Here is a 23568-nt window from a genome sequence, read left to right as displayed (position 1 = left end):
TAACGGGCCATAGCGCATGATATACCAAAAGCGCTCCACCGCCGAACGGCTGTGGGAACAAGGGTGGATGGATGACGCATATTCTTGTCGCTGACGACCATCCGATGTGCGCCACCGCGCTCGGCATGGCGGCGCGCGCCGTCGATCCGTCGGTGACCAAGGATTGCGTGACGACCCTGGCCGAAGCGGAAAGTCTCGTTCGGCAACAGGCATATGACCTGGTCCTGCTCGACCTGATGCTGCCCGACGTACAGGGTTTTGCCGGCTTGGCGCTGTTGCGCGCGGTACGGCCGTCGGCAACGATCGCGATCGTGTCGGGACGTGAGGAACCGGCGGTAGTCGCCCAGGCCCGCGCGCTCGGTGCGCAGGGTTTCATCCCGAAATCCTCGTCGATCGACGAGATGATGGAGGCGATCCGCAATCTGCTTGCCGGCAACTCGTGGGTCCCGGCCGGGTTGGAGGACGTGCCGCAGGCTGATCCGCGCGTCGATCTGGCCGAACGGATGGGCACGTTGTCGATCGCGCAGCTGCGCGTGCTGCGCGCCATCGCCAACGGGCATCAGAACAAGCAGATAGCGTACGACCTGCAACTGGCCGAGCCGACCGTCAAATCGCATCTGTCGGCGATCTTCCGCAAACTGGGCGTCAACAACCGGACGCAAGCGGTGCTGGCGCTACAGGCGTTCGACGCCTAGCGCCCGTCGTTCGGCACCGCTGCCGATCAGACCGGTTCGGCCATCGCTCGTTGCGCCGCGTCGATCACCGCCGTTGCGCAACGTTCGATCTCGTCCAGCGCGGCGGGATCGATCGGCGCCTCGTCCGGCGCATCCTCGATCACCTGCAATGCCGCAATCAGGTCGATCGCCCCCATGCTGGCCGCAGCCCCGCGCAGCGCATGGGCTTCCCGCCGCGCCAGATTGAGCCGGTCGTGCGCCACTAACGTGCGCAGACGGGCCGGTATCCGTGCCGCGTCCTGGATCAGCAGCGACAGCAGCGTGTCGCGCTGTGCGGGCCCGAGCGCGTCGGTCAGCGACTGCACCCGGTTCGCGTCGATGGCCCCCGCCCCCGGCCTGGGTACCGCCGGGCGGTCGAGGGGCATTGCCGTTTGATCGAGTACGGCGCGTAGATGGGGTACGTCGACCGGTTTGGTCAGGATGCCGTTCATCCCCGCCCCAAGGACCTCGGCGCGGCGTTCGGCGGAGAGATCGGCGGTCAGCGCATAGATCGGCACGCTCGCCCCCGCCCCGCTCCATGCCCGGATCGCGCGGGTCGCGGCGATGCCGTCCATTACCGGCATCTGCACGTCCATCAACACCAGATCGACCGGGTTGCCCGTTGCCGCCGTGACATATTCGACCGCCCGCGCCCCGTTTTCGACCGCGACGACCTCATGGCCCAGTCGCCGGACGATCTCGGCGATCAGATAGCGGTTGGTGTCGTTATCCTCGGCGACGAGGACGCTGGAGACGTTCCCGCGCTCGCCGGCCCGGATTGCGTGTGGTCCAGCCATAGGCGTATCCACCGTCAGCGCCATGCGTCCGGCAACCGGGAGCGGCAGATAGAACCAGAAACGCGAGCCGGCGCCGGGGCGGCTGACGACGCCGATGTTGCCTCCCATCGACTCGACCAGCATCCGGCTAATGCTGAGCCCCAGCCCGGTGCCGCCATAGCTGCGCGTGGTCGAAGCATCGGCTTGCACGAACGGTTCGAAGATCGCGTCCAGCCGGTCGTCGCGGATGCCGACCCCGGTATCGGCGACCTCGAACCGCCAGCAATCGCCGGTATCGCGTGTCGCAGTGATGTTGACCGATCCGGCACGGGTGAATTTGACGGCATTGCCGACGAGATTGGTCAACACGCGCTGCAAACGGGCCGGATCGCCGATCACCCGCCCCTCGGGCACGTCGAAATCGAGCGAGACCATATGGCGCTCCGCCTCGGCTGCGAACATGCCGGTGACCATCGCCAGCAGCTTGCAGGGTTCGAACACGATCGCCTCGGGTTCGCTATGCCCCCCTTCCAGCTTCGAAAAGGTCAGCACGTCGTCGACGATGTCCGACAGCGTCCGCCCCGCCTGTTCAAGCGAGTCGAGATGCCGCATCCGCTCGGTCCGGTCGGGGGTATCGCGCAGCAATTGTGCTGCAGCGAGGATCGAGGTCAGCGGCGTGCGGATTTCGTGGCTGATCGTCGCGGTGAACGTGGCCTTTGCCGCCAGCGCGCGTTCGGCGTCCTCTCGTGCTGCGCGCAGGTCGCTCATCGCCGCGACCTGATCGGTGGTATCCTGCAGCACGCCGAACAGGCCGACCACCTCCGCCCCCTGCCCCCGCTCCGCCTGACCGCGCGACGCGACCCAGCGGATCGTGCCATCGCGCCGGACCAGCCGCGCGTCGAAGGCGAACGACCCGCCGGTCGCAATCGCCCGCTCGATCTGGGCACGGACCATTGCCCGGTCGTCGGGATGGTAGAAGTCGATCGCGGCGTCGAGCGACGGTTCCTCGCCCGGAGGCAGGCCGTGGATACGGAAAATTTCGGGCGACCACAGGTTGCGCCGGTCCATCAGGTTTAGCCGCCAATGGCCCAGCCGTGCCGCGCTCTCGGCCATGGCCAGCAACCGCTGCTGCTCCTCCAGCTGGGTGATCGACTCGATCGCCTTGCTCTCGGCCGCACGGCGCAGACCGATGTCACGGATCGACCCGATCATCTCGCAATTATAGCGGTTGTCGCCGATCAGGCGGAATGCCCCTTCCAACCAGACATAATGGCCGTCGCGATGCTGCATCCGATAGCGGAAGACGGTGCTTTCTCCGCCAGGGACCAGGGCATAGGTCTGTCGGCGTACGCGGTTGCGGTCATCAGGATGGATCGATGCATAGGGGGTGCGCCCGATCATCTCCTCAGGCGTGTATCCCAGCAGGCGCATCGATGCCGGCGACGCGTAGCGACGGACGCCGTCGCGACCGATCCGCACGATAAGGTCGGTCGAATAGTCGGTCATCATCCGCAGCTGTCGTTCGTTGTCGCGGATCTCGTTGAGCGCGAGCGATTGTTCGTAGAGCAGCGACGCGACCGGAAAGCTGGTCAGCGCGATGACGGCAATGAAGAGTTGCAAGAATAGGGTCTGGTCAGCGATCGTGTCGAAGGCACCGACGATCGGCCCGACGCCGTTCAGCGTGGCAACCGTGGCAATGGCCGCAATGATGAGCGTCGACAGCGACACGCCGACGAACCGGGAAAAGAGCGCCGCGAACACACCACACGGCAGCAGCAGGAACAGCGAGGGATTGCGTCCGGCAAAGAACACCAGCGCGGCCGTCGCCGTCGATACCGCGACCGGCACGATCAGCTTGGCGGAAAGCGTCTCCAGTTCTTCCGCCAATGCGCGTCGCGTTACCTTGAGTGCGGGCAACAGCACGATCAGGCCCATTGCGCCCGATGCGAACCATTGGACGGCATGGTAGGCGATGATGCCGCCATGCCAGAACCAGCTGAACGCCATGGCCAGCAGCGTGCTGAGCGTCGCACCGAACAGCGCTGTTCCGATCGTCAGTCCGTACCCACGCAGCAATCGCGAGTCGGGGCTGATCCGCCGCAAGATGCCCGCCACCGACAGGATGACGGCAATGTCGATGACCGCATAGATAGTGACCGCGACCAGCGGAAGGCCGACCACCAGACCTGCCGTGATCAGGGTACCGAAGGTGACGCTGGTCAGGATCGGCCAGCGCCACGTCGCGTTGCGCGACAAGGTCGCAACCGCGATCGGCGTCGCCGGCCAGATCAGCAACGCCCCCTGCAACACCGGCATGATCGACAGAGCGAGGATCGTGACGACGAACAGGATCGCAGCATAGCTGAGCAGGTCGACATGGCGTCGTTCGGCAACGCGCCGTATGCCCGGCCGCGGCCAGCGGATGGCGGCCTTCGCCGGCGCATCGGACCGCGCCGATGGGTCGGGCGAACTGCTGGGCGATGGGCCGGTCATGCGCGATCATCCGTCGGGTTGCGGAGGCTGCCAATTCTGACCGATCCGCGACGCCGCGGCAATGTCGCGCGCGAACTTATTGATCCAAATCAGTGGTCACCGACGCCGATCCCGACGCGGCCCAGCGCCGTGCCAGCAACCGTCCGGCTAGTGCTGGCAGGCCGGGCCGCAAGAACAACCAGTCACGGATCGATGGCCCTCGTTCGGCGCCGATCTGCCCCTTATACCCGCTATCCCCCGCCCCCCAATCGACCTGGGTGACACCATCGCTGACCGCGCGGACGAGGTTGCGGTAATAGAGCAGTCGCCCCGGCGAGTGCCGGGCATAGTTCAGGTCATAGCTGTTGGCGATCGCATATCGATGCGTGCCGGCGTGAAGGTCGAACGAGAAGGCGGCGGGTTTGCCGTCCATCCGCAGCAGTGCGACCCGCATCATGTCGGCGAGTACCGGATCAGCCGCCGCCGCCCGCCAGAAACGCCCATGTCCGGTGAGCGTGAATTTCGCATCGCGGCCGTCGGTACGCGTGGCGAGCCAGCTTGCCGATTCGATCGCGGCCAGATCGTCGAACAATTGCGGCTGCCAATCGTCACCGCTGGCGAACGACCAGTCGGGAGCGCCTAGTGTCCTAAGGTGCTTCTCGTTGAAGCGGTTCTTGCGCAGCGTCGACCGCCGCGGCCACTCGCCCTCTGCCTGCTGCGCGGTGATGTCGAGCAGATAGCTGTCGGCGATGAAGCGCGGCAGCGCCCGCCACCCGCTCGCTTGTGCCGCGTCCAACAGTCCGGCCAGCATCGGATCGCCGTCATAGACCGGCCCCAGCCGGAAGCCGCGCATCTGCCGTCGTGCTTCGCTCAACAGCGCCGCAAAGTCTCCGGGACCGGCATCCTGCGCGACCGGTCCGCTGCGGAACGGCCAGTAGCCGCCGGGCAGCTGCGCCATGCGCAACGGTTCCGGCCCCAGCCCAATCAACGGCAGCGCCAGCATCGGCCGCCCGCCGCGTTCGACCAGCAGCGTTCGCGCCGTGCCGCCATAGGCGGCGATTGCCGCCGCATACCATTGGCGACGCAGGAACCGGTGGGTCGGCACTGCCGAGGCCGCGACGGTATCGATCGCGTCGGGCAGGTCGTCGCTCGTCCGGGCGATTGAAGGGGAAGCACGCAGCAACATGGGTATCATCATGCCCATAACCGGTTACGATTGGGTAGCGATCCGCGTTGCGAACCTTGCGCGACCTTGCCCGCCCTCGCCGGCCACGGCATATCGACGCGGTGGAATTCGAACCTGTCCTGTCGACCGTCGCCAAGACGATCCAGACCGCGATCGCGCCGGTCTTCCTGCTGGCGGGGATCGGGGCGATCCTGAACGTCATGGTCGGGCGGCTGGCGCGGATCGTCGACCGTGCCCGCGACCTAGAGAAGCTGCACCCATCCTCGACCGGGCCCGAGCATGAGCGGCACGTGTTCGAACTGCGGCTGCTCGACCGGCGCATCCGCGTCATCAACAACGCGGTGTTCCTTGTCGTGCTGTCGGCGGTCGCCAACTGTACGGTGGTCGCGATGCTGTTCATCGCTGAACTGCTTGACCTTGGCCTCGGCAAGGCGGTGGCGATCGCGTTCGTCCTGTCGATGGTGTTGCTGATCGGTGGGCTGGTCTGGTTCCTGTTCGAGGTGCGCATGTCGGTCCACGCGATTCGTGTCCGCGCCGAACTGCTGGAACGCGAGCGCAAGTGACCCCGCACTTCGAGCGGACCCTGTTGCAGGCGGCGGTCGCGATCACCTGCCTCGTCCCGTTGGCGGCATCGACGTTCGGCATCGTGCACGGCGCGGCGTGGCTGCAACCCGGACCAACAACCGATCTCGACAGTCATTTCCGCTATCTCTCGGGTATCTTCCTGGTGATGGGTATCGCCTTCCTGACCTGTATCCCGGCGATCGAATCGAAGACGGCGCGGTTCCGGCTACTCGGTGTGATGGTCGTCGGCGGCGGGTTGGCGCGGCTGGTGTCGCTCGGCAGCATGGGCGCGCCGTCGGCGGGGCATGTGCTGGGCCTGTGTATCGAGCTGATCGTCGTGCCGCTGCTGCTCTTGTGGCAGACCCGTATTACTCGGCGATGCGCGGTGGCCGCGACGCCATAAAGTTCCGCCCACAAATCGATTCCGGGCGATCATATTTTTCTGCGTTCCCGAAAAGTTCGCTTGCATTTCGCGAACCCGGCGGATCGCCGCGCGTCGCGACCAGGATCAGCGTTTCGGCCCTGCCGCGTGGTAAATTTGCCGGCTTGCGCATCGCCGGCTTTCCTACAATTAGTGGTGGCGAACGCGGGAGAGGCGCTACAGATAGTGTGTCGCCCGCCGGAACCTCCACTGTCGCCAATGCTTGTCAACAGCGATGGCGCGCGCGGGCGTTCCAAGGAAATCGACAGGGGCTGGCGCCCCATGCTAGAACACAAGAGGAACGGGACGATGACCTTCCAGGATAGTCAGGATGCCCAGATGAACGAACTGCAATTCGCCGATCCGGCCCCCGCCGCCCCGGCTCAGGAGCGCACCAGCCGCACCGTCGACGCGCTGCTGCACGCGGTCGAGGTCGATCATTCACGCGATGCGCTGCTGACCGATTTCGGCAAGGATACGCTCAAGGACCGCTATCTGCTGCCGGGCGAATCGTACCAGGATCTGTTCGTGCGCGTGGCGTCGGCCTATGCCGATGATGCGGCGCATGCCCAGCGGCTGTACGACTATATCTCGAAGCTGTGGTTCATGCCGGCTACCCCGGTCCTGTCGAACGGCGGCACCGGGCGCGGCCTGCCGATCAGCTGCTATCTCAACTCGGTCCCCGACAGCCTCGAAGGCATTGTCGAGACGTGGAACGAGAATGTGTGGCTGGCGTCGCGCGGCGGCGGCATCGGCACCTATTGGGGCAGCGTGCGCGGCATCGGCGAGCCGGTCGGCCTGAACGGCAAGACCAGCGGCATCATCCCGTTCGTCCGCGTCATGGATTCGCTGACCCTCGCCATTTCGCAGGGGTCGCTGCGTCGGGGGTCGGCCGCCTGCTATCTCGACATCAGCCATCCGGAGATCGAGGAGTTCCTCGAAATCCGCAAGCCCTCGGGCGACTTTAACCGCAAGGCGTTGAACCTGCACCACGGCGTGCTGATCCCCGACGCGTTCATGGAAGCGGTGCGCGACGGGGCCGAATGGGAGCTGAAGAGCCCGAAGGACGGGTCGGTCCGCGGCAAGGTCGATGCGCGTTCGCTGTTCCAGAAGCTGGTCGAGACCCGCCTCGCCACCGGCGAGCCGTACATCGTGTTCAGCGACCATGTGAACAACACGATGCCCAAGCATCATCGCGATCTGGGCCTAAAGGTCTCGACCTCGAACCTGTGCAGCGAGATCACGCTGCCGACCGGCAAGGATCATCTTGGCAACGATCGTACCGCGGTGTGCTGCCTGTCGTCGCTGAACCTCGAAACCTGGGACGAATGGAACGGCGACAAGCGGTTCATCGAGGACGTGATGCGCTTCCTCGACAATGTGCTCACCGACTATATCGAGCGTGCGCCCGACGAGATGGCCCGCGCCCGCTATTCGGCGAGCCGCGAGCGCTCGGTCGGCCTGGGCGTCATGGGCTTCCACTCGTTCCTGCAGGCGCGTGGGCTCCCGTTCGAGGGTGCGATGGCGAAGGCGTGGAATCTGAAGATTTTCCGCCACGTCAACGCGCAGGTGAACGAGGCGTCGATGCACCTCGCCAACGAGCGCGGCCCCTGCCCCGACGCCGCCGATATGGGCGTGATGGAACGGTTCAGCTGCAAGATGGCGATCGCGCCGACCGCGTCGATCAGCATCATCTGCGGTGGGACGAGCGCGTGCATCGAGCCGATCCCGGCGAACATCTATACCCACAAGACGCTGTCGGGATCGTGGTCGGTCAAGAACCCGTATCTTGAAAAGTTGCTGATCGCGAAGTCGAAGAACAGCGATGCGGTGTGGAACTCGATCCTCGAGCGTGGCGGATCGGTCCAGCATCTCGACTTCCTCAGCCAGGAAGAGAAGGACACGTACAAGACCAGCTTCGAGATCGACCAGCGTTGGCTGCTCGAACTGGCCGGGGACCGCGCGCCGTTCATTGATCAGGCGCAGTCGCTCAACCTGTTCATCCCGGCCGATGTCGAGAAGTGGGACCTGCTGATGCTCCACTATCGTGCATGGGAGCTGGGTATCAAATCGCTCTATTATCTGCGGTCGAAGTCGGTGCAGCGTGCCGGGTTCGCCGGCGGTGTCGAGGCGGACAACACGTCCGAGTTGGCCAAGTTCGATCTGGGCGAGACCACCGATTATGACGAGTGCTTGGCCTGTCAGTGAGCGGGCGGCATCGATTTGCGTGAGCAAATCGATGACTCGCCACGGCTGGCAGCGGGGTCGCGTAGCGGACCCGTCTGACGGTGTGGCAGAACAGGCCACGAAAAAGGGGGCCAAAAGCCCCCTTCCCCGTCGCACATCGGGCGATCGATCAGATGGCGCTGCCATCCTCTTCGGTTTCGAACGTCACCGCGACATCGGCATTGGCGCTCAGGCGGACGGTGTCGCCCTCGACCTCGGCCACGAGGCCGCCATCGATATAATGGTGATGCCCTGCATGCGAACCGCCTTCGGCCCCTTCGACTTCCGCGCCGCTGTCCTTCTTGGTCAGCTTGATGCGGTCGCCTTCGACGCGGTCGACGGTGCCGACATGGACGCCGTCGGCGCCGATGACTTCGGCATGTTCCTTGATGTTGCTGAGATCGGCCATGATAATCCTCCGTTGGGGGCGGCGGTCAAACGCACGTCCACGCAGTTGGTCGCATGACGCAGAACGTACTCATCATGCTGGCCATCGCGCTGGTCGCGGGCGCGGTCGGCCTTTGGCTGTTGCTGCGCCTGCGGTCGCGGGTCACGCAGCAGAGCCGCTATGCACATGGCATGGTGGGAATGATGGCGCTGGCGCTCGGAATCATTTTGGCGATCTTTGGAATCGCGCAATGGTCGTGGAGTAGCGGCACATGAGCGGTACGCTATTTCTGACCGTGGTCACTTTCGTCTGCATCGGTTCATTTCTGAACGGGTTGCGGTTCATGCGGATGCGAACCAACCCGTGGGCTGATCGCACCGTCGTCGGACAACCCATATCGGGCGGCGATTGGTCGATGGTCCAGATCAAACGGTTTGGTCTGGCGCAGATGATTGCTGCGCCGATTTTCTGGCTGTTCGCAGCCGCTTTATCTGTCGGAATGCTACCCGCTGAAGGCATTCATCCCATTCAATTCTAAGTTTCCCCGGAGTAACCCCCATGTCGCTCACCGAAGCCCGCAAGCAGTACAAGCCGTTCGAATACCCCTGGGCGTTCGATTTCTGGAAGCGCCAGCAGCAGATCCACTGGATGCCCGAAGAGGTGCCGCTGGGCGAGGATTGCCGCGACTGGGCGCAGAAGCTGACGCCGCACGAGCGCAACCTGCTGACGCAGATCTTCCGCTTCTTTACCCAGGCGGACGTCGAGGTGCAGGACTGCTACCACGAAAAATATGGTCGCATCTTCAAGCCGACCGAGATCAAGATGATGCTTGCCGCCTTCTCCAACATGGAGACGGTACATATCGCGGCGTACAGCCATCTGCTCGACACGATCGGCATGCCCGAGAGCGAATATGGCGCCTTCCTCGAATATAGCGAGATGAAGGACAAGCACGATTATCTGCAGAATTTCGGCGTCGATACCGACGAGGACATTGCCAAGACGCTGGCGATGTTCGGCGGCTTCACCGAGGGCCTGCAGCTGTTCGCGTCGTTCGCGATGCTGATGAACTTCCCGCGCTTCAACAAGATGAAGGGCATGGGGCAGATCGTATCGTGGTCGGTCCGCGACGAAAGCCTGCACTGCGAAGGCATCATCAAGCTGTTCCACGCCTTCTGCAAGGAACGCGACTGCCTGACCCGCAGCGTCCGCGACGACATTGCCGACATGTGCCAGACGACGGTACGGCTGGAGGATAATTTCATCGATCTCGCGTTCGAAATGGGGCCGGTGCACGGCATGACCGCGAAGGAGATCAAAAAGTATATCCGCTACATCGCCGATTGGCGGCTGGGGCAGTTGGGGATGAAGCCGATCTACCTGATCGACGAACATCCGCTGCCGTGGCTGGCACCGCTACTGAACGGTGTCGAGCATGCGAACTTCTTCGAACAGCGCGCGACCGAATATTCGAAGGCGGCGACGCGCGGCAACTGGAACGAGGTCTGGGAAGGCTTCGACAAGCGCCAGAAGGCGAAGGTCGTGGCGCCGGCCAACGAGGAAGCCAGCGGGATGGGCGATATGTTCGGGGGGGTCGCGGCGGAATGAGCGCCGGACAAGCGGCAGCGTAGGCTGCCGCGAGCCTCAAGGCGCGATCGGCCGGCGGCGCCCAAAGCGCCGACCGACGGCACGGGCTCTGCCCGTGCCCACCGCCCAAAGTTCACTAAGTTCACACTTGCACGCAGTTGGCGTGACGATCCGATCTGCCATGTCAAAGAGCCGCGCACACAACCGCCCGGCAGCATGATGACGATGGCCGATGGTGTAGGACAGCGCGAAATGTCGGCGCGCCCCGAACCCTACCGCGCCCGCCGCACAGGCACCCGGAAATCCGCCGGCTTGTCCGCAACCCACTTCACGAATTTGGCGACCGCGGGCACCTCACGCAGCGTGTCCAGATCGGCGAGCGGTCCGGCCAGTTCGGCGTTGGTCGCACTGGCGTGGATGGTGCGGTGGCAGATCGGGTGAACCGGCACGGTTTCGCGCCCACCCTCGCTCTTGGGCACGCGGTGATGCCATTCGACCTGGGTTCCGATCGGGCGGTGGCACAAGGCGCAGGTCATCGGATCGGCGGCGCGCAACGCGAGCGCTTCCGCCGCCGCCAGTCCCGCCTTGCGCTTCACGCGTCCGGCCATTGCCTGCTCCCATCCATCAACCCAAGATCGGTACCCGTCACCGATCCGGCAAGACCGCCGGGGACGGCAAGTTACCGGGCGCCCGCCGGTAGATGAACGGTAGATGAAGGAACCGTCGTCGAACCACGCGGGTTGTATCGCGGCCAAGTTCAGGAACAGGGAGAACCCCCATGAACCGCCTTCCATTGCTGATCGCCGCAGCCGCAACTGCCTGTATCGCGACGCCGTCCCTGGCGAAGGACCGGTCGGTCCCGGTCTATTCGGACTATAATCCTTATTATCTGGATTATAAAACCGACATCTCCGAAGCGAAGCGCGAACTGCGCAAGGATCTCCGCCGCGCGAAGGATGCCGCGTCGCGCGAGGATGCGTGGCACGAATATCGCCGCGAGGTCGCCGACGCCGAGCATGATTTTCGCAAGGAAATGGCCGAGCGCGGAATGATCGTCCGCCGCGGTCGCGTGACCGTCGAGGAATAAGCCTTCCCGTCGTCCTACGGGAACCAGCCGCCGGGTTCGCGCCCGGCGGCTTTTTCATGCGCGACAGCCGGACCCACAGAAAAAGGCCCCGAGCCATCGCCCGGGGCCTCCTTCGCTACGCGATTACCGGGGCGGGTCCCGATACGCCGGACCCGCCCGAACCAAATTCATGCTTAGAAGTGGGTCGTCAGACCCAGCATCGGACGGAAGCTGTGCGCCGAACCGAAGGTCGACACTTCGCCGCGCAGGCGGACGCCCGAGTTGCCGGTGATGCCGCCCAGACCGATGTCCTTCGGGCCGACTTCGAAACCGGCGCCATAGGTCATTTCGTGATAGTCGCGGCTGGCGGTGCCGAACCGGTCGAAATTGACCCAGCGATAGCCGACCTTGCCGTAGATCAGGCCCGAGTCACCCGCGCGGAAGCCGAAACGGCCGGCGGCGCCGTAATCCCAATCGATGTCGCCCGACACGCCCTTCGACACGCTGCCTTCGGCACCGACGAATACCGGGCCCAGCGGCACGTTGAAGCCGACGATGCCCTCGAGCAGCGCGCCATTCAGCTTGTCGTTACGCGGAACCAGCGGGATGCCGGCCTTGGTAGCTTCGGAATCGAACTGTTCCCAACCGCCCATGACGGCGATGTACGGTTCGAAGCCGATGCCACTGGTGCCGTCGGGCGCGGTCACAGCGGGGGCCGGTTCGGTGGTGGTCGTGGTGTCCTGCGTCGTGGTCGACATGTCCTGCGCAAAGGCAGGAGCGGCGACAAAAGCGGCGGCAGCGGCAGCGACGGTGAAAAGCTTACGCATACAAAACCTCATCAGCGTTTACGGTCCCGGCGTCGAAGCTGCGCCGGTTTATCCGTGGCCCCTCTGAACCCCGAACCCCGCCCCCAGTTGCATTGCGTCGCAACAGGAACGTCACGAAAGCGGCCGGTGTGTTATAACGGCAACGGTATCTTGCGCCCGGATGAACGAACCGTGGCGATGCTGCCCGGAACATGGTGGCAATATGGCAAACATGGTGCGGCGTGACGGCAACGCCGCGCAACGAACGCCGCGCTGGCGGGTTGGTGACGCGGTCGCGCAGTGCGCCCGGACCCGCAGAAAGGACGGATCGAGGCCGTATGCGACCGCATGTCATCATCCTCGGTGCCGGCTTCGGCGGGATCGCCGCAGCACAAGCGCTGCGCCGGGCCGATGCCGATGTGACCCTGATCGACCGGACGAACCATCACCTGTTCCAGCCGCTGCTGTACCAGGTGGCAGGGGCCGCGCTGTCCCCGGCGGACATCGCCACCGCCAATCGCGCCCTGCTGCGTCGCAATAAAAACACGCGCATATTGATGGCCGAGGCGAGCGGGATCGATGCCGCCGCGAACGAACTTTGCCTCGCCGACGGGCGGCGGTTGCGCTTCGACTATCTGATCGTCGCGACCGGCGCGGGATACAGCTTTTTCGGCAATGACGACTGGCGCGATCATGCCTTCGTTCTGAAATCGATCGACGATGCACTGGCGATCCGGGCGGCGCTGCTCGGCGCGTTCGAGCGGGCCGAGCAATGCGACGATCCGGCCGAGTTGCGGCGTTTGCTGACCTTTGCCGTGGTCGGCGGCGGGCCGACCGGCGTCGAACTGGCCGGCACGATCGCCGAACTCGCCCGCACGACGCTGGCGCGCGATTTCAGCCGAGTCGATCCGCGTGCGACGCGGGTGGTCTTGTGCGAGATGGGCGACACCATCCTGAATGCGTTCGACCCGAAGCTGTCGCTGGCGGCGCGCGAGATGCTTGAGTCGCTCGGTGTCGAGGTACGCACCGGCGAGAAGGTACAGGCGATCGACGAACGCGGGCTGACCGTCGGCAGCCAGCGGATCGATGCGGCGGCGGTGCTATGGGCGGCGGGTACCGAAGCCCGACCGGCAGCGGCGTGGTTGTCGGCCGATGCCGCCAAGAACGGCGCGGTGAAGGTGCGGCCCGACTGTTCGGTGCCGGGCCATCCCAACATCTTTGCGATCGGCGACGTCGCCAGTTTCGATGCGGGCGACGGCCCCCTGCCCGGCCTGGCGCCCGTCGCCAAGCAGCAAGGGCATTTCGTCGGCAAGCTGGTGGCGGCGAAGATCGCCGGATCGAGCACCAGCACCACGTTCCGCTATCACGATTACGGGACGATGGCAGTGATTGGCCGATCGCGCGCGGTGGCGGAGATTGCCGGGCTGAAGCTCAAGGGCTTCGTCGCGTGGCTGGCATGGTCGCTGGTCCACCTGATGCTGCTGGTCGATTTCCGCAGCCGGATGTCGGTCTATGTCCATTGGGCATGGTCGTGGTTCACCTATGGCCGCGGCGCACGGCTGCTGACCGGCTATGCCCCTGATCCGGGCGAGACACCGCGCGCGGCGGTCCTGCCGGAGATCGAGGCGGAGGCGCAGGCGGCGGAGTAGAAACCTCAGCGCCAAGCGTACCCCCGCGCAGGCAGTTGGCCAGGGTCGAGCAAATGAATGGTCTGCGCTTCTGGCCCTGGGTCCCCGCCTTCGCGGGGACACGGTGTGGCTAGCTTTCGTAAAGGTCCCGCCCGCGGAGATACGGTTTGCGGCAACAGCCGTACTGAACGCACACGGCCCGCCCGCATCGTCTGCGGACGGGCCGTTTCCGGCTCCAGATCAGTCGATCAGCCGACGCGGTTGCCGGCCATCGGGAAGCTGCCGAACGCGCCGGCGCCGACCGTGCCCGAAATGGTGTCGCCCTCGACCGTCGCTTCGCAGTCGAGCGTCATCGGCATCGGCACGACGATCGCGACCTTCCACGACAGCTTGTCGCCATCGACCTTGCCGTCGGTGATCTCGGTCGATCCCATCGCCCCGGAGTAGCTGCCGGTGAAGGTGCTGCCGTCGCTCTTGACGGTCAGCGTCGCCTGCTGGTCGCCCATCGGCGACTTGGTGATCGTGTTCCAGCTGCCATCGACATTCGCCATCTTCGCTCTCCTTACTTTGCCGCGGCGGCCGGGGCGGACGGCGGCGTTGCCGCTACCACCTCCACCGGCAATCCGAGCGCGTCAAGCTGCGGCCGGACGGTCGCAGCATTGCCAACGACGACGTAAACGAAGCGATTGGGATCGAGTGCCCGCCGTGCCGCAGCGTCAAGTTGCGATATGGTGAGTGCCCGATATTTTTGCGGCAACGTCGCCTGGTAATTGTCGGGGCGACCGAGGAAGTCGTTCGCCTGCATCGCGCCCAGCACCGCACCGGCCGTTTCGTAGGTGCCGGCAAGCTGGCGGGTCTCGCCATCGATCGAGCGTTGGAACTCGACCTGGGTAACGCCCTGATTGCCGAGGAAGCCGCTGATCTGTTCGCGCAGCGACGCGATGGCCGGGCCGGTCTTGTCGGCCTGAACGGGGGCGTTGATGACGTAAGGCACGGCGTTCTGCATTAACTGATAGCCGCCACGTGCCCCGTACGACCAGTGCTTGGCCTCGCGCAGGTCCATGTTGATCCGGCTGAGGAAGCCCGAGCCGAGCACCGTATTGGCGGTGGTCGCCGCCAGATTGTCCGACTTCGCTTGCAGCGGCGTCATCTGTCCGGCGACGATCAGCGACTGGGGCGAATCGGGGCGGTCGACCAGCACGATCTTCGGCGTCGTGGTCGCGCGCTGGGCCGGGAAGGTCTTGGTGCCGCCGGTGCCGGTCGCGCGCCAGTCGCCGAGACCCGCGTTGAGCGCCGCCTGCACCTCCGCCAGCGGACGATCGGACACCACGAATATCTTCGCCTTGTCGGGCCGCAGCCACGCACCGCGCCATGCCAGCAGGTCGTTGCGCGTCAGCGACGCGACCGCCGCCGGATCGCCCACGCCCGCCGCCAGCTTCGCATAGGGCGAATCGGCACCGTAGAGCAAAGGCGGCAGCGTCATGTCGGCCAGCCCCTGCGGATTGGTCCGCTGCTGCCCGATCTGGGCCAGCACCTGACCGCGCACGCGTTCGATCTCCGCCGGGTCGAACGCCGGGTTGCGCAGTACGTCGGCGAACAACAACGCCGAGCTGTTCAGATTGGCGCTGGGCGTCGAGAAGCCGATCGTCGTCTGGTCGGCGGAGTTGTTGCCATAGATCGACATGCCCAGCCGTTCCTTCGCCTCGGCCAGCGCGATCGAATTGCGGGTGGTCGTGCCTTCGTCGAGCACCGACATCACCATGCCGGCGGTGCCGAGCTTGCCCGGCACATCCGCGGCGATGCCGGCGTCGAACGCCATCGACACCTGCGTCACCGGTACGGCAGTGCGCTGTGCGTAGACCAGCTCCATACCGTTGGCGAGGCGGCTGCGCGTGACCTTCGGGAATTGCAGCTGGCCGCCGACATCGGGCACGGCGGGCATCGCGCCGCGGGTACCCTGGGCCGGGCCCTGCGCCGGGGCGGGCGTGCTGTTGTCGGCGACCTTGGGGACCGCCTTCGCCTCTTCATAGCCTTCGCGGGCGCCGGGGACGACAACCAGCGTATAGGCCGGGCGCGACATCCACTTCTGCGCAGCGGCACGGGCACGGTCGGGCGTCATCGTCGCGAGCGCGTTCAGCTCCTTCTTATAGAAGCCCGGATCGTTCGAGTAGAGTTCGCCCGACGCCAGCGCGACCGCCTTGCCGCCGAACCCGCCGACCGATTCGAGCCCGGAAATGGTGCCCGACACGTTGGTCGTGGCGACGCGCGCGACTTCGTCGGCGGTCGGACCGGTGCGCAGATAATCGGCGATGATCTGATCGAGCTTCGCCTCGACCAGCTTCGCATCGACGCCGGGGCGGACGACGGCGCGGACGATCAGCATCCCCGCCTGCGACAGCGACTGGACGCCGGCCGACACCTGCACCGCCAGCTTGTCCTTCTTCACCAGTTCGTTGTCGAGCCGTGAAGAAGCGAGACCGCCCAGCGCGCTCATCGCCACGTCGAGCGCGGGCGCGTCGGGATCGTTCAGGCCCGGCACCGGCCAGACCTTCATGATCATGGTCGCGGCGACGCGGTCCTTCATCTCTTCGCGCACCGGGGCGGCGAGCGTCGGCACGCTGATCTGCGGCAGGACCGATTCCGGCCCCTTCGGGATCGCGCCGAAATATTTCTCGACCAGCGGGCGCGCTTCCTTGGCGTCGATATCGCCGGCCAGCACCAGCACCGCATTGTTCGGGCCGTAATGGCCGCGGAACCAGTTCTTCACGTCCTCGAGGCTGGCGGCGTCGAGATCGGCCATCGAACCGATCACCGAATGGCGATAAGGGTGGCCGACCGGGAAGATGCCCTCGGTCATCTTGTAGCGGACGAGGCCGTAGGGCTGGTTGTCGCCCTGCCGCTTTTCGTTCTGCACGACGCCGCGTTGCTCGTCGAGCACGCCCTGCGTCACCGCGCCGAGCAGATAACCCATGCGATCGGATTCGAGGAACAGCGCGCGGTCGAGCGCGGGCTTGGGCACCGTTTCGAAATAATTGGTACGATCATAGCTGGTCGTACCGTTCAGGTCGGTCGCACCGATCGAGCGCAGCGGGTCGAAGAAATCGCCCGGGGCATTTTCTGATCCGTTGAACATCAGATGCTCGAACAGATGCGCGAACCCCGTTTTCCCCTCTGGCTCATGCTTCGACCCGACATCGTACCACACGGACACAGCAACAATCGGCGCCTTGCGATCGGTGTGGGTGATGACGGTCAGCCCGTTGGGCAGGGTGAATTTTTCGTAGGGAATGTTCACCGGCGCCACCAGCGCCGACAGCGGTGCCGCCTTGATCGGTGCGGGCGCAGGGGCCGCGGACTGAGCGAACGCACTGGCCCCGACCAGCGCCGTGGACGCGAGCAGGACGGACGCGACGGTACGAAACATGGAACCCCCACACATTATCGATAAACGGAATGACGGTGTATGGGCTGGATTTGTGTCGTGCAAGCGTCATCACATTGCCGTTCGCCCTCCCCATTTTTACGCGCATGTAACTTATGATGTCTTCGGAGCGATCGGCCGTTTTGGCGGTTTTCATCGCGCAAGCGGTGATTATGTTGCGACGCGCCATGACTATTCCATTCGAAACGCTTCGCTCGACGCTGCCGATCGCTGACCAGTTCGACCGCCTTTTGGCGATCGGTTGGGAAGATATTGGAGGGGTCGTTTTGGCCGTAGGAGGCATTGTCTTCCTGACGGCAGTCGGGGCACTGCGTTCGCGCTGACCCCAACTCGGCAAATATTGCCGTGTCGCAACATTTCCCCGGACGTGTTTTGTCCTGGAAGAAAGGTAAGAGCTTCATGATCCGATCGATGACGGCACTGTTGGCCGCGACGATGGTGGCCGGGTGCGGAACGTCGGCGAATACCGTGCCGGCCGAAAACGCGGCTGAGCGGGTCGACCTGCGTCATCTGGTCGAAACCGACGTGGCCGGCAACGGGATCGAACGCTATCCGCTGGAAGGCGAGGTCATCCCGACGCCATCGGACGACCAGTCGCGCTACGAACTGCTGCGCCAACGCAAGACCGCTGCCGGCACGACGATCGCCATCCTGCGCCAGCAGCGCGGCGACCGCTTCGTCTATGCCCGCACCGAACTGGATTGCGAACGCGACCTGTTCCACGTGGTCGGCGTGGCCGACACTCGCGCGCATGTCGAAACCAATGTCGCGCATGACGGGCCGCTGCGGCCGACCGCCGGACTGCCGCTGCGCCAAGAACTGTCGCGCTTCATCTGCCAGCGGGCCGAAGCGCAGGCGTAACGTCTATTCGCCCGCCGGCGGCACCGCCGACGTGGCGACTTCCGCCTCGAACGCCGGATCGGGATCGGCCGCCGGCAGGGTTCCGCGTCGGCGTTCGAAGCTGGTCAGCAGGAAGAACAGCAGGTTGCTGCCCTGCGTCAGCGCACCGCCCGCCAGCAGCAACCCCGCCATCGCCGCGCGCGGACCGTCGATGATGTGGCTCATCTCCAGCGCGGCCGACAGGAACAGCAGGTCGCGATTGGGCACGATCGGCAGGCGGCTGATGACCATCTGCACGGTCAGGAACGTGACCCACACCCCCCAGGACTGGTCGGGCAGCACGACTGCCCATTGCGTCGCCTGTAGCAGAACGACGACAAGAATGCGGGCGACGTGGATGCCGAGCACCGTGCCGGCAACGCGCCACGACACCGACAGGATCTGGCTGCGCAGGCGGAGCAGCAGCGGAGTCAGGAAACCGGCCACCAGCAGGCCGGCAAGGATGACGCCCCCCGCCGAATGCAGCCAGTCGGCGATCCATTTGGCACGACCGGTCGCCATGAACACGATCAGCAGCGCCGACGTGATCGCCGCCGAGGCAAGTGCCGACAGGATCGCATTGTCCTTGATCGCCAGCAGCAGCGTCTTGGACGCGATGCCGAGCCGCTGGCGCGCCCAGACGAACAGGTAGAGCTCACCCGAATAGCCGACGAATGCCGAATTGAAGACGCGTTTGCGCACGAACACCGGCAACGCACCGGGCAAGGGTCGGCCGAGCAGGCGGCGGAAGATCCAGACCTCGGAGATCGGCAACGCCATGAACATCACGACGAACAGGAGGTAGAACCATGGCGTCCGGGGCAGCGCGGCGGCGACGTTGGTCCAGCCGATCGCGCGGACCTTCAGCACCAGCCACAACAGCACGCCGACGAAGAATAGCGCACGGAAGACCTTGCCCAAGCGCGCCGCCGCCGGGGTCTGCGACCAGTCGTGCAGCCGCTGCCCGCGTTCGGCGAGGGTCAAGCGAACACTCCAACGCGACGCGAGTCGGCGACGAATGCCTCGAACGCGGCGCGGGTCTCGGCATCGAGACGGAAGCGCGAATGGCGCCACTTGCCGCCGGGCAACAGCGAGCGCAGCGCATATTCGATCGCGGCGGCGGGCGTGTTGCGCACCCGGCGTTCGAAATGGGTCCGCTCCCACGTGTTGGCGCCGTGGAAGGCACGGACGAACAGGCCGGGTGCGTCGAGCACGCCGATGCGCCCGATCGGCCAATGGGCTAGGAAATCGGTATCCTCGCCGCGCCGCTTTTCGGGATAGCGCGCGGTCGGGTCGGCACGGTGGACGATGCTGCCCGGAACGCCGGGTTCCAGCGTGCCGACATAGGGGTGGTCGAACCAGTCGGGCGCGTCGAGATGCATCAACGTGCCGCGCAGGACACAGGCATCCTTGCCGCCCTCCAGCACCGCGACCTGTCGCGCCAGCCGGTCGGGATGATACCAGTCGTCGTCGTCCCACTGCGCGACGATCGATCCGTGGGCAAGGTCGAGCGTGCGGTTGCGCAGGCGACCCAGCGTAGTTTCGGGCGTCTTCGCTACGCGGTCATAGATCAGCCGATCGGCGGGGATGTCGGCGAACAGGGGGGTATAATCCTGTTCCCCGTCATCGACGACGACCAGTTCGCGGTTCGCCCAGCGTTGCCGCAGGAAACAGTCGACCGCCCGCCGCGCCAGCGCGGCACGGTTCGCGGTCACCATCACGCAGCTCACCCGCGCGCCGTCGTCCGACCAGTTCATCGCCAGCGCCTTAGCCGCAGCATCCGCCCTCGACAATCGGGTGGCGCTGCCCGCGATGCGCTGGTAGCCGGACGGCGATGCGGATCATCTTCGTCCTGACCTATCCCAGCCATCACGGCGTCGCCGATACCGACGAATGGCTGCGCTGGGACAATCGCGACAAGCGGATGCCGGGCATTTTGACCGAGCTGGGCGTCGACAGCGAGTTGTGGGCGCTCGCGCCTGCGCCGCGCGAGACCGTCGCGGCGCTGGATGGCGTCGCCCCCTACCCCATCCGGCTGTTCGCGCCGTCGAACCCGGCGGCCAAGACCCGCGATCAGGTGAGCGACGCGATGGTCGCGGCGGCGCGGGCCGATCCGGCCGACCTGTTCGTGCTGGTCGGCAGCAATGGTGGCGCCGGGTTCGACCTGTTCGACCGGGCGCTGCGGCCCGACCGACGGCGGTTCGCGGTCATCATCGGCGGCGATTATTGGAGCCGGATCGTGCCGCATGCCGCCTTCGTCTTTCCCGAAACGGGGGTGCAGGAGGCGAAGCTGACCCGGCCCGGCAGGCACTTCTGGCGGCGGCGGGTGCCGGCGGCCCGGATGCAGCGACTACCCAAGACGATCGATACCGACCGCTTCCACCCGATCCTGGCCGAGAAGCGGTTCGACGTGATCGCGACCAGCCGGTTGAGCCCGTACAAGAAGTTCGACGAGATCGCTTCGCTTGGCGAGACGATGCGGGTGGCGGTGATCGGCGACGGGCCGCAGGCGGCGGAGTTGCGTGCGCGCTTCCCGCAGGTGACTTGGCTGGGGCATGTCCCCAATGGTCAGGTGCCGGCGATGCTGGCGCAGGCGCGGCTGTTCTTTCATGCCGGGCGCCGCGATTACTTCCCGCGCGCGATTCCCGAAGCGATGGCGTGCGGACTGCCGGCGGTGGCGTTCGACGACCGGATCGGCGCGGACGTGATCCCCCCCGACTGCGGCCTGCTGGTGCGGAATGGCGATTATCGGCAGCGAGTGGCGACGTTGCTGGCCGATGCCGGGCGGCTCGACGCGATGGGCCGCGCAGCACGATCGCATGCGGTGGCGACGCATGGGCCGCGATCGTCGGAGGCGGCGTGCCGGCGGCTGATCGAGGTCGCCGGGTGACCCGCTGGACCTTCGTCATCGCCTATTACAACGAGGCCGATTTCCTGCCCGCGACGCTGGCGGCGCTGGCCGCGCAGACGGTGCCGTTCCGGCTGGTGCTGGTCGACAATGGATCGACTGACGGGTCGGACGCGATCGCGCGGGGCTTTGCCGCGCCGGGGGTGGAGGTGGTGCATCTGCACGAGGCGCGGCCGGGCAAGATTCATGCGCTCGAAGCGGCGATGACCGAGCTGACCACCGAATTCTGCGCGTTCGGCGACGCCGATACCTGGTACCCGCCGCACTATCTGGCCGAGGCGGAGCGGGCGTTCGATGCCGATCCGGGCGTGGTGGCGGTGATGGCGCTGGGGGTCGATGCGTCGGGGCAGACGCTGCGGCGGGCGGTCTATGCGGGGATCGTCACGCGGGTGCTGTCGCAGCAGACGCATACCGGGGGCTATGGACAGGCGTTCCGGACGAAGGCGCTGGTCGCGGCGGGGGGATTTTCGGAAGCACTCTGGCCCTATGTACTGCTCGACCATGAGATCATGCAGCGTGTCGCGAAGCTGGGGCGCGTGGTCTATCCGTTCCGCTTCTGGGCACAGCCCTCATCGCGGCGGTCGGACCGGCGGCGGGTGCGGTGGACGCTTGCCGAGCGGCTTTTATACCATGCGACGCCGTTTGCGGCGAAGGATTGGTATTTCTATCGCTTCCTTGGGCCGCGGCTGAAGGCGCGAGGGATTACGCATTTGAATTTGCGGGATAAACCTTGGGAAGCGAAGGGTTAGGCGCGGCCAAAGTTCACTAAGTTCACACTCGTGCGCGTTTTGCGGTGTGACGCTTTGGCCTTTGGGCGAGGCGGATGGGCGGTGAGAAAGATCGCCAACTGGTATCGCACGGTCGGGCGGTTGTAGGACAGAGCCGGCGCCCGACCTTTTCCATACCCTCACGCAGCGCGGACGTTACCGTTCGGCCCGGAACCGGCCTTCGCTTACCACCGCCAGCCTCGCCCCGACCGCTGCCGCCGCGTTGGCCAGTTCGCCCCCTGCCCTCGGGTCGTCGGCCTCGATCTCCACCACCCTTGCCCCGTCGCGCAGTGCCTTGGCGAGGCGGATCGCCGGCCAGGGGCAGCGCATGCCGCGGGCGTCGATGTGGATCACTTGCTATGGTCGAAGGGGTTCTTTGGCGCGCGCAGGTTCAGACGCACCGGCACCGCGCCGAAGCCGAATTCCTTGCGCAAGCCATTGACCAGATAGCGCTTGTAGCTTTCCGGCAACTGGTCGACGCGGGTGCCGAACAGGACGAAGCTGGGGGGCCGCGTCTTGTTCTGCGTGATGTAACGCATCTTGATGCGCTTGCCGCCGGGGGCGGGCGGCGGGTTGGCCTCCAGCGCGCGGTCGAACCAGCGGTTGAGCTGGCCGGTCGAGACGCGGCGGCCCCAAGCCTCGCGCGTTTCGAACGCGGCCTGCATCAGCACGTCGAGCCCCTTGCCGGTCGCGGCGGATACGGTCAGCAGCGGCACGCCCTTGGCCTGGGCCAGCCCTTCGTCGAGTGCGCCCTTCACGCCGTTGAACAGCGACGAGGCGTGTTCGGCGATGTCCCATTTGTTGAGCGCGATCACCAGCGCCCGCCCCTCCTGCAGCACGCGGTCGGCGATCTTGATATCCTGCAATTCGAGGCCGCGGGTGCCGTCCAAGAGCAGCACGACGACCTCGGCGAAGTCGATGGCGTGGAGCGCGTCGGCAACCGAAAGCTTTTCGAGCTTTTCCTGCACCCGCGCCTTCTTGCGCATCCCCGCGGTATCGATCAGCCGCACGGGCCGCACGCGGCCGTCGGGCGCAGTCCAGTTCCAGTCGACCGCGATCGAATCGCGGGTGATGCCGGCTTCGGGGCCGGTGATGAGCCGGTCCTCGCCAAGGAAGCGGTTGATAAGCGTCGATTTGCCGGCGTTCGGACGGCCGACGATGGCAAGTTTCAGGACGGCGGTCTCGGGGTCGAACTCGCTTTCCTCCTCGGGCTCGGGCTCGTCCTCGCGCTCGATATAGGGTTGGAGCGCTTCGAACAGGTCGGCGACGCCTTCGCCATGTTCGGCGGACAGTTGCACCGGATCGCCAAAGCCCAGTGCCAGCGATTCGAGCACGCCATTCTCGCCCGCGCGCCCCTCCGCCTTGTTCGCGACCAGCACGACGGTGCCGTTCGACGAGCGCAGCCAGCGGGCGATTTCCTCGTCCAGCGGCGTGATGCCGGCGCGGGCATCGATCATGAACAGCGCGACATCGGCCATTTCGACCGCCGCCTGCGTCTGCATCCGCATCCGCCCCGGCAGGGTCGCGGCGTCCTCATCCTCGAACCCCGCCGTGTCGACGATGGTGAAGTCGAGGCCGAGCAACGTCGCCTGCCCCTCGCGCCGGTCGCGGGTCACCCCCGGCTGGTCATCGACCAGCGCCAGTCGCTTGCCGACCAGCCGGTTGAACAGCGTCGACTTGCCGACATTGGGGCGGCCGATGATGGCGACGACGGGTAAGGGCATGGGAATTCCTGGGGT

The 23568-nt window shown here is 65.7% G+C and carries 24 protein-coding genes; 13 read left to right on the top strand and 11 right to left on the bottom strand.

Going from position 1 to position 23568, the window contains the following annotated elements:
* Positions 1 to 71 precede the first annotated feature (71 nt).
* Positions 72 to 695, top strand: a complete 624-nt coding sequence (locus ACTHQV_RS01955) for a response regulator (RefSeq protein ID WP_440488097.1) — start codon at positions 72 to 74, stop codon at positions 693 to 695.
* Between the two features lie 26 nt (positions 696 to 721).
* On the opposite strand, the gene ACTHQV_RS01950 is transcribed toward ACTHQV_RS01955, so the two are convergent.
* Positions 722 to 3982 carry a PAS domain-containing protein gene (locus tag ACTHQV_RS01950; protein ID WP_440488096.1) on the bottom strand — a complete coding sequence of 1087 codons (3261 nt, stop codon included), beginning with the start codon at positions 3980 to 3982 and terminating at the stop codon, positions 722 to 724.
* 76 nt (positions 3983 to 4058) lie between these two features.
* A complete protein-coding gene (locus ACTHQV_RS01945; RefSeq protein ID WP_440488095.1) occupies positions 4059 to 5159 on the bottom strand; it encodes a GNAT family N-acetyltransferase in 1101 nt (366 codons plus the stop codon).
* A gap of 89 nt (positions 5160 to 5248) precedes the next feature.
* Here ACTHQV_RS01945 and ACTHQV_RS01940 point away from each other — a divergent pair, with 89 nt between their 5' ends.
* The 3 genes from ACTHQV_RS01940 (at position 5249) to ACTHQV_RS01930 (ending at position 8340) form a co-directional block, all read left to right on the top strand.
* Entirely contained in the window at positions 5249 to 5710 is a 462-nt protein-coding gene (locus tag ACTHQV_RS01940) for a DUF2721 domain-containing protein (protein WP_440488094.1), read from the top strand.
* Complete coding sequence (locus ACTHQV_RS01935; protein ID WP_440488093.1) at positions 5707 to 6114, top strand: DUF4345 domain-containing protein; 408 nt, start codon at positions 5707 to 5709, stop codon at positions 6112 to 6114. Before ACTHQV_RS01940 ends, ACTHQV_RS01935 begins: the two co-directional genes overlap by 4 nt.
* A 327-nt stretch (positions 6115 to 6441) precedes the next feature.
* Positions 6442 to 8340, top strand: coding sequence for a ribonucleoside-diphosphate reductase subunit alpha (locus ACTHQV_RS01930; RefSeq protein ID WP_440488092.1), 1899 nt, complete (start codon positions 6442 to 6444; stop codon positions 8338 to 8340).
* A gap of 148 nt (positions 8341 to 8488) precedes the next feature.
* On the opposite strand, the gene ACTHQV_RS01925 is transcribed toward ACTHQV_RS01930, so the two are convergent.
* Positions 8489 to 8767: a DUF2171 domain-containing protein gene (locus ACTHQV_RS01925; protein ID WP_440488091.1), complete on the bottom strand. Its 279-nt coding sequence runs from the start codon at positions 8765 to 8767 to the stop codon at positions 8489 to 8491.
* A gap of 53 nt (positions 8768 to 8820) precedes the next feature.
* Here ACTHQV_RS01925 and ACTHQV_RS01920 point away from each other — a divergent pair, with 53 nt between their 5' ends.
* The 3 genes from ACTHQV_RS01920 to ACTHQV_RS01910 are packed head-to-tail and all read left to right on the top strand — an operon-like array spanning position 8821 to position 10354.
* Entirely contained in the window at positions 8821 to 9021 is a 201-nt protein-coding gene (locus ACTHQV_RS01920; protein WP_440488090.1) for a hypothetical protein, read from the top strand.
* Positions 9018 to 9284: a hypothetical protein gene (locus tag ACTHQV_RS01915; RefSeq protein WP_440488089.1), complete on the top strand. Its 267-nt coding sequence runs from the start codon at positions 9018 to 9020 to the stop codon at positions 9282 to 9284. The genes ACTHQV_RS01920 and ACTHQV_RS01915 overlap by 4 nt, the downstream gene beginning before the upstream one ends.
* Before the next feature lie 20 nt (positions 9285 to 9304).
* A complete protein-coding gene (locus ACTHQV_RS01910; RefSeq protein ID WP_440488088.1) occupies positions 9305 to 10354 on the top strand; it encodes a ribonucleotide-diphosphate reductase subunit beta in 1050 nt (349 codons plus the stop codon).
* 251 nt (positions 10355 to 10605) lie between these two features.
* Here the strand turns inward: ACTHQV_RS01910 and ACTHQV_RS01905 are convergent, their stop codons facing one another.
* Complete coding sequence (locus ACTHQV_RS01905; protein ID WP_440488087.1) at positions 10606 to 10941, bottom strand: HNH endonuclease; 336 nt, start codon at positions 10939 to 10941, stop codon at positions 10606 to 10608.
* A gap of 170 nt (positions 10942 to 11111) precedes the next feature.
* Here ACTHQV_RS01905 and ACTHQV_RS01900 point away from each other — a divergent pair, with 170 nt between their 5' ends.
* Positions 11112 to 11420, top strand: a complete 309-nt coding sequence (locus ACTHQV_RS01900) for a hypothetical protein (protein ID WP_440488086.1) — start codon at positions 11112 to 11114, stop codon at positions 11418 to 11420.
* A 173-nt stretch (positions 11421 to 11593) separates the two neighbouring features.
* On the opposite strand, the gene ACTHQV_RS01895 is transcribed toward ACTHQV_RS01900, so the two are convergent.
* Positions 11594 to 12226, bottom strand: coding sequence for an outer membrane protein (locus tag ACTHQV_RS01895; protein WP_440488085.1), 633 nt, complete (start codon positions 12224 to 12226; stop codon positions 11594 to 11596).
* A gap of 317 nt (positions 12227 to 12543) precedes the next feature.
* Between ACTHQV_RS01895 and ACTHQV_RS01890 the strand changes: the two genes are divergently transcribed.
* Entirely contained in the window at positions 12544 to 13854 is a 1311-nt protein-coding gene (locus tag ACTHQV_RS01890) for an NAD(P)/FAD-dependent oxidoreductase (protein WP_440488084.1), read from the top strand.
* A gap of 227 nt (positions 13855 to 14081) precedes the next feature.
* Here ACTHQV_RS01890 and ACTHQV_RS01885 read toward each other — a convergent pair whose 3' ends face one another.
* Positions 14082 to 14384, bottom strand: a complete 303-nt coding sequence (locus tag ACTHQV_RS01885; RefSeq protein WP_440488083.1) for a hypothetical protein — start codon at positions 14382 to 14384, stop codon at positions 14082 to 14084.
* A gap of 11 nt (positions 14385 to 14395) precedes the next feature.
* Positions 14396 to 17257: a M16 family metallopeptidase gene (locus ACTHQV_RS01880; protein WP_440488082.1), complete on the bottom strand. Its 2862-nt coding sequence runs from the start codon at positions 17255 to 17257 to the stop codon at positions 14396 to 14398.
* Between the two features lie 140 nt (positions 17258 to 17397).
* On the opposite strand from ACTHQV_RS01880, the gene ACTHQV_RS01875 reads away from it, so the two are divergent.
* Positions 17398 to 17598, top strand: coding sequence for a hypothetical protein (locus ACTHQV_RS01875; RefSeq protein WP_440488081.1), 201 nt, complete (start codon positions 17398 to 17400; stop codon positions 17596 to 17598).
* Positions 17599 to 17674: 76 nt separating this feature from the next.
* Positions 17675 to 18136: a hypothetical protein gene (locus ACTHQV_RS01870; RefSeq protein ID WP_440488080.1), complete on the top strand. Its 462-nt coding sequence runs from the start codon at positions 17675 to 17677 to the stop codon at positions 18134 to 18136.
* Between the two features lie 3 nt (positions 18137 to 18139).
* On the opposite strand, the gene ACTHQV_RS01865 is transcribed toward ACTHQV_RS01870, so the two are convergent.
* Both ACTHQV_RS01865 and ACTHQV_RS01860 read right to left on the bottom strand, forming a co-directional pair.
* Positions 18140 to 19138 (bottom strand): hypothetical protein, encoded by a 999-nt coding sequence (locus ACTHQV_RS01865; protein ID WP_440488079.1) that lies wholly within the window; start codon positions 19136 to 19138, stop codon positions 18140 to 18142.
* Positions 19135 to 19911 (bottom strand): glycosyltransferase family A protein, encoded by a 777-nt coding sequence (locus ACTHQV_RS01860; RefSeq protein ID WP_440488078.1) that lies wholly within the window; start codon positions 19909 to 19911, stop codon positions 19135 to 19137. The genes ACTHQV_RS01865 and ACTHQV_RS01860 overlap by 4 nt, the downstream gene beginning before the upstream one ends.
* 77 nt (positions 19912 to 19988) lie before the next feature.
* Here ACTHQV_RS01860 and ACTHQV_RS01855 point away from each other — a divergent pair, with 77 nt between their 5' ends.
* Both ACTHQV_RS01855 and ACTHQV_RS01850 read left to right on the top strand, forming a co-directional pair.
* Positions 19989 to 21044, top strand: coding sequence for a glycosyltransferase (locus ACTHQV_RS01855; RefSeq protein ID WP_440488077.1), 1056 nt, complete (start codon positions 19989 to 19991; stop codon positions 21042 to 21044).
* Positions 21041 to 21811: a glycosyltransferase family 2 protein gene (locus ACTHQV_RS01850; RefSeq protein WP_440488076.1), complete on the top strand. Its 771-nt coding sequence runs from the start codon at positions 21041 to 21043 to the stop codon at positions 21809 to 21811. The genes ACTHQV_RS01855 and ACTHQV_RS01850 overlap by 4 nt, the downstream gene beginning before the upstream one ends.
* A 174-nt stretch (positions 21812 to 21985) precedes the next feature.
* Here ACTHQV_RS01850 and ACTHQV_RS01845 read toward each other — a convergent pair whose 3' ends face one another.
* Complete coding sequence (locus ACTHQV_RS01845; RefSeq protein WP_440488075.1) at positions 21986 to 22183, bottom strand: sulfurtransferase TusA family protein; 198 nt, start codon at positions 22181 to 22183, stop codon at positions 21986 to 21988.
* Positions 22180 to 23553, bottom strand: a complete 1374-nt coding sequence (gene der, locus ACTHQV_RS01840) for a ribosome biogenesis GTPase Der (protein ID WP_440488074.1) — start codon at positions 23551 to 23553, stop codon at positions 22180 to 22182. The genes ACTHQV_RS01845 and der overlap by 4 nt, the downstream gene beginning before the upstream one ends.
* Positions 23554 to 23568: the final 15 nt, after the last annotated feature.

This window comes from Sphingomonas sp. SAFR-052, from assembly GCF_051965015.1.
GTDB lineage: Bacteria > Pseudomonadota > Alphaproteobacteria > Sphingomonadales > Sphingomonadaceae > Sphingomonas.
This window is presented reverse-complemented; position numbering and strand designations above follow the sequence as displayed.

Coding starts and splice junctions, on each gene's coding strand:
- ACTHQV_RS01915 (WP_440488089.1), top strand. CDS start 9,018: ATGAGCGGTACGCTATTTCTGACCGTGGTCACTTTCGTCTGCATCGGT.
- ACTHQV_RS01910 (WP_440488088.1), top strand. CDS start 9,305: ATGTCGCTCACCGAAGCCCGCAAGCAGTACAAGCCGTTCGAATACCCC.
- ACTHQV_RS01860 (WP_440488078.1), bottom strand. CDS start 19,911: ATGAACTGGTCGGACGACGGCGCGCGGGTGAGCTGCGTGATGGTGACC.
- ACTHQV_RS01885 (WP_440488083.1), bottom strand. CDS start 14,384: ATGGCGAATGTCGATGGCAGCTGGAACACGATCACCAAGTCGCCGATG.
- ACTHQV_RS01920 (WP_440488090.1), top strand. CDS start 8,821: ATGACGCAGAACGTACTCATCATGCTGGCCATCGCGCTGGTCGCGGGC.
- ACTHQV_RS01855 (WP_440488077.1), top strand. CDS start 19,989: ATGCGGATCATCTTCGTCCTGACCTATCCCAGCCATCACGGCGTCGCC.
- ACTHQV_RS01925 (WP_440488091.1), bottom strand. CDS start 8,767: ATGGCCGATCTCAGCAACATCAAGGAACATGCCGAAGTCATCGGCGCC.
- ACTHQV_RS01950 (WP_440488096.1), bottom strand. CDS start 3,982: ATGACCGGCCCATCGCCCAGCAGTTCGCCCGACCCATCGGCGCGGTCC.
- ACTHQV_RS01900 (WP_440488086.1), top strand. CDS start 11,112: ATGAACCGCCTTCCATTGCTGATCGCCGCAGCCGCAACTGCCTGTATC.
- ACTHQV_RS01930 (WP_440488092.1), top strand. CDS start 6,442: ATGACCTTCCAGGATAGTCAGGATGCCCAGATGAACGAACTGCAATTC.
- ACTHQV_RS01955 (WP_440488097.1), top strand. CDS start 72: ATGACGCATATTCTTGTCGCTGACGACCATCCGATGTGCGCCACCGCG.
- ACTHQV_RS01895 (WP_440488085.1), bottom strand. CDS start 12,226: ATGCGTAAGCTTTTCACCGTCGCTGCCGCTGCCGCCGCTTTTGTCGCC.
- ACTHQV_RS01890 (WP_440488084.1), top strand. CDS start 12,544: ATGCGACCGCATGTCATCATCCTCGGTGCCGGCTTCGGCGGGATCGCC.
- ACTHQV_RS01870 (WP_440488080.1), top strand. CDS start 17,675: ATGATCCGATCGATGACGGCACTGTTGGCCGCGACGATGGTGGCCGGG.
- der (WP_440488074.1), bottom strand. CDS start 23,553: ATGCCCTTACCCGTCGTCGCCATCATCGGCCGCCCCAATGTCGGCAAG.
- ACTHQV_RS01945 (WP_440488095.1), bottom strand. CDS start 5,159: ATGATGATACCCATGTTGCTGCGTGCTTCCCCTTCAATCGCCCGGACG.
- ACTHQV_RS01880 (WP_440488082.1), bottom strand. CDS start 17,257: ATGTTTCGTACCGTCGCGTCCGTCCTGCTCGCGTCCACGGCGCTGGTC.
- ACTHQV_RS01905 (WP_440488087.1), bottom strand. CDS start 10,941: ATGGCCGGACGCGTGAAGCGCAAGGCGGGACTGGCGGCGGCGGAAGCG.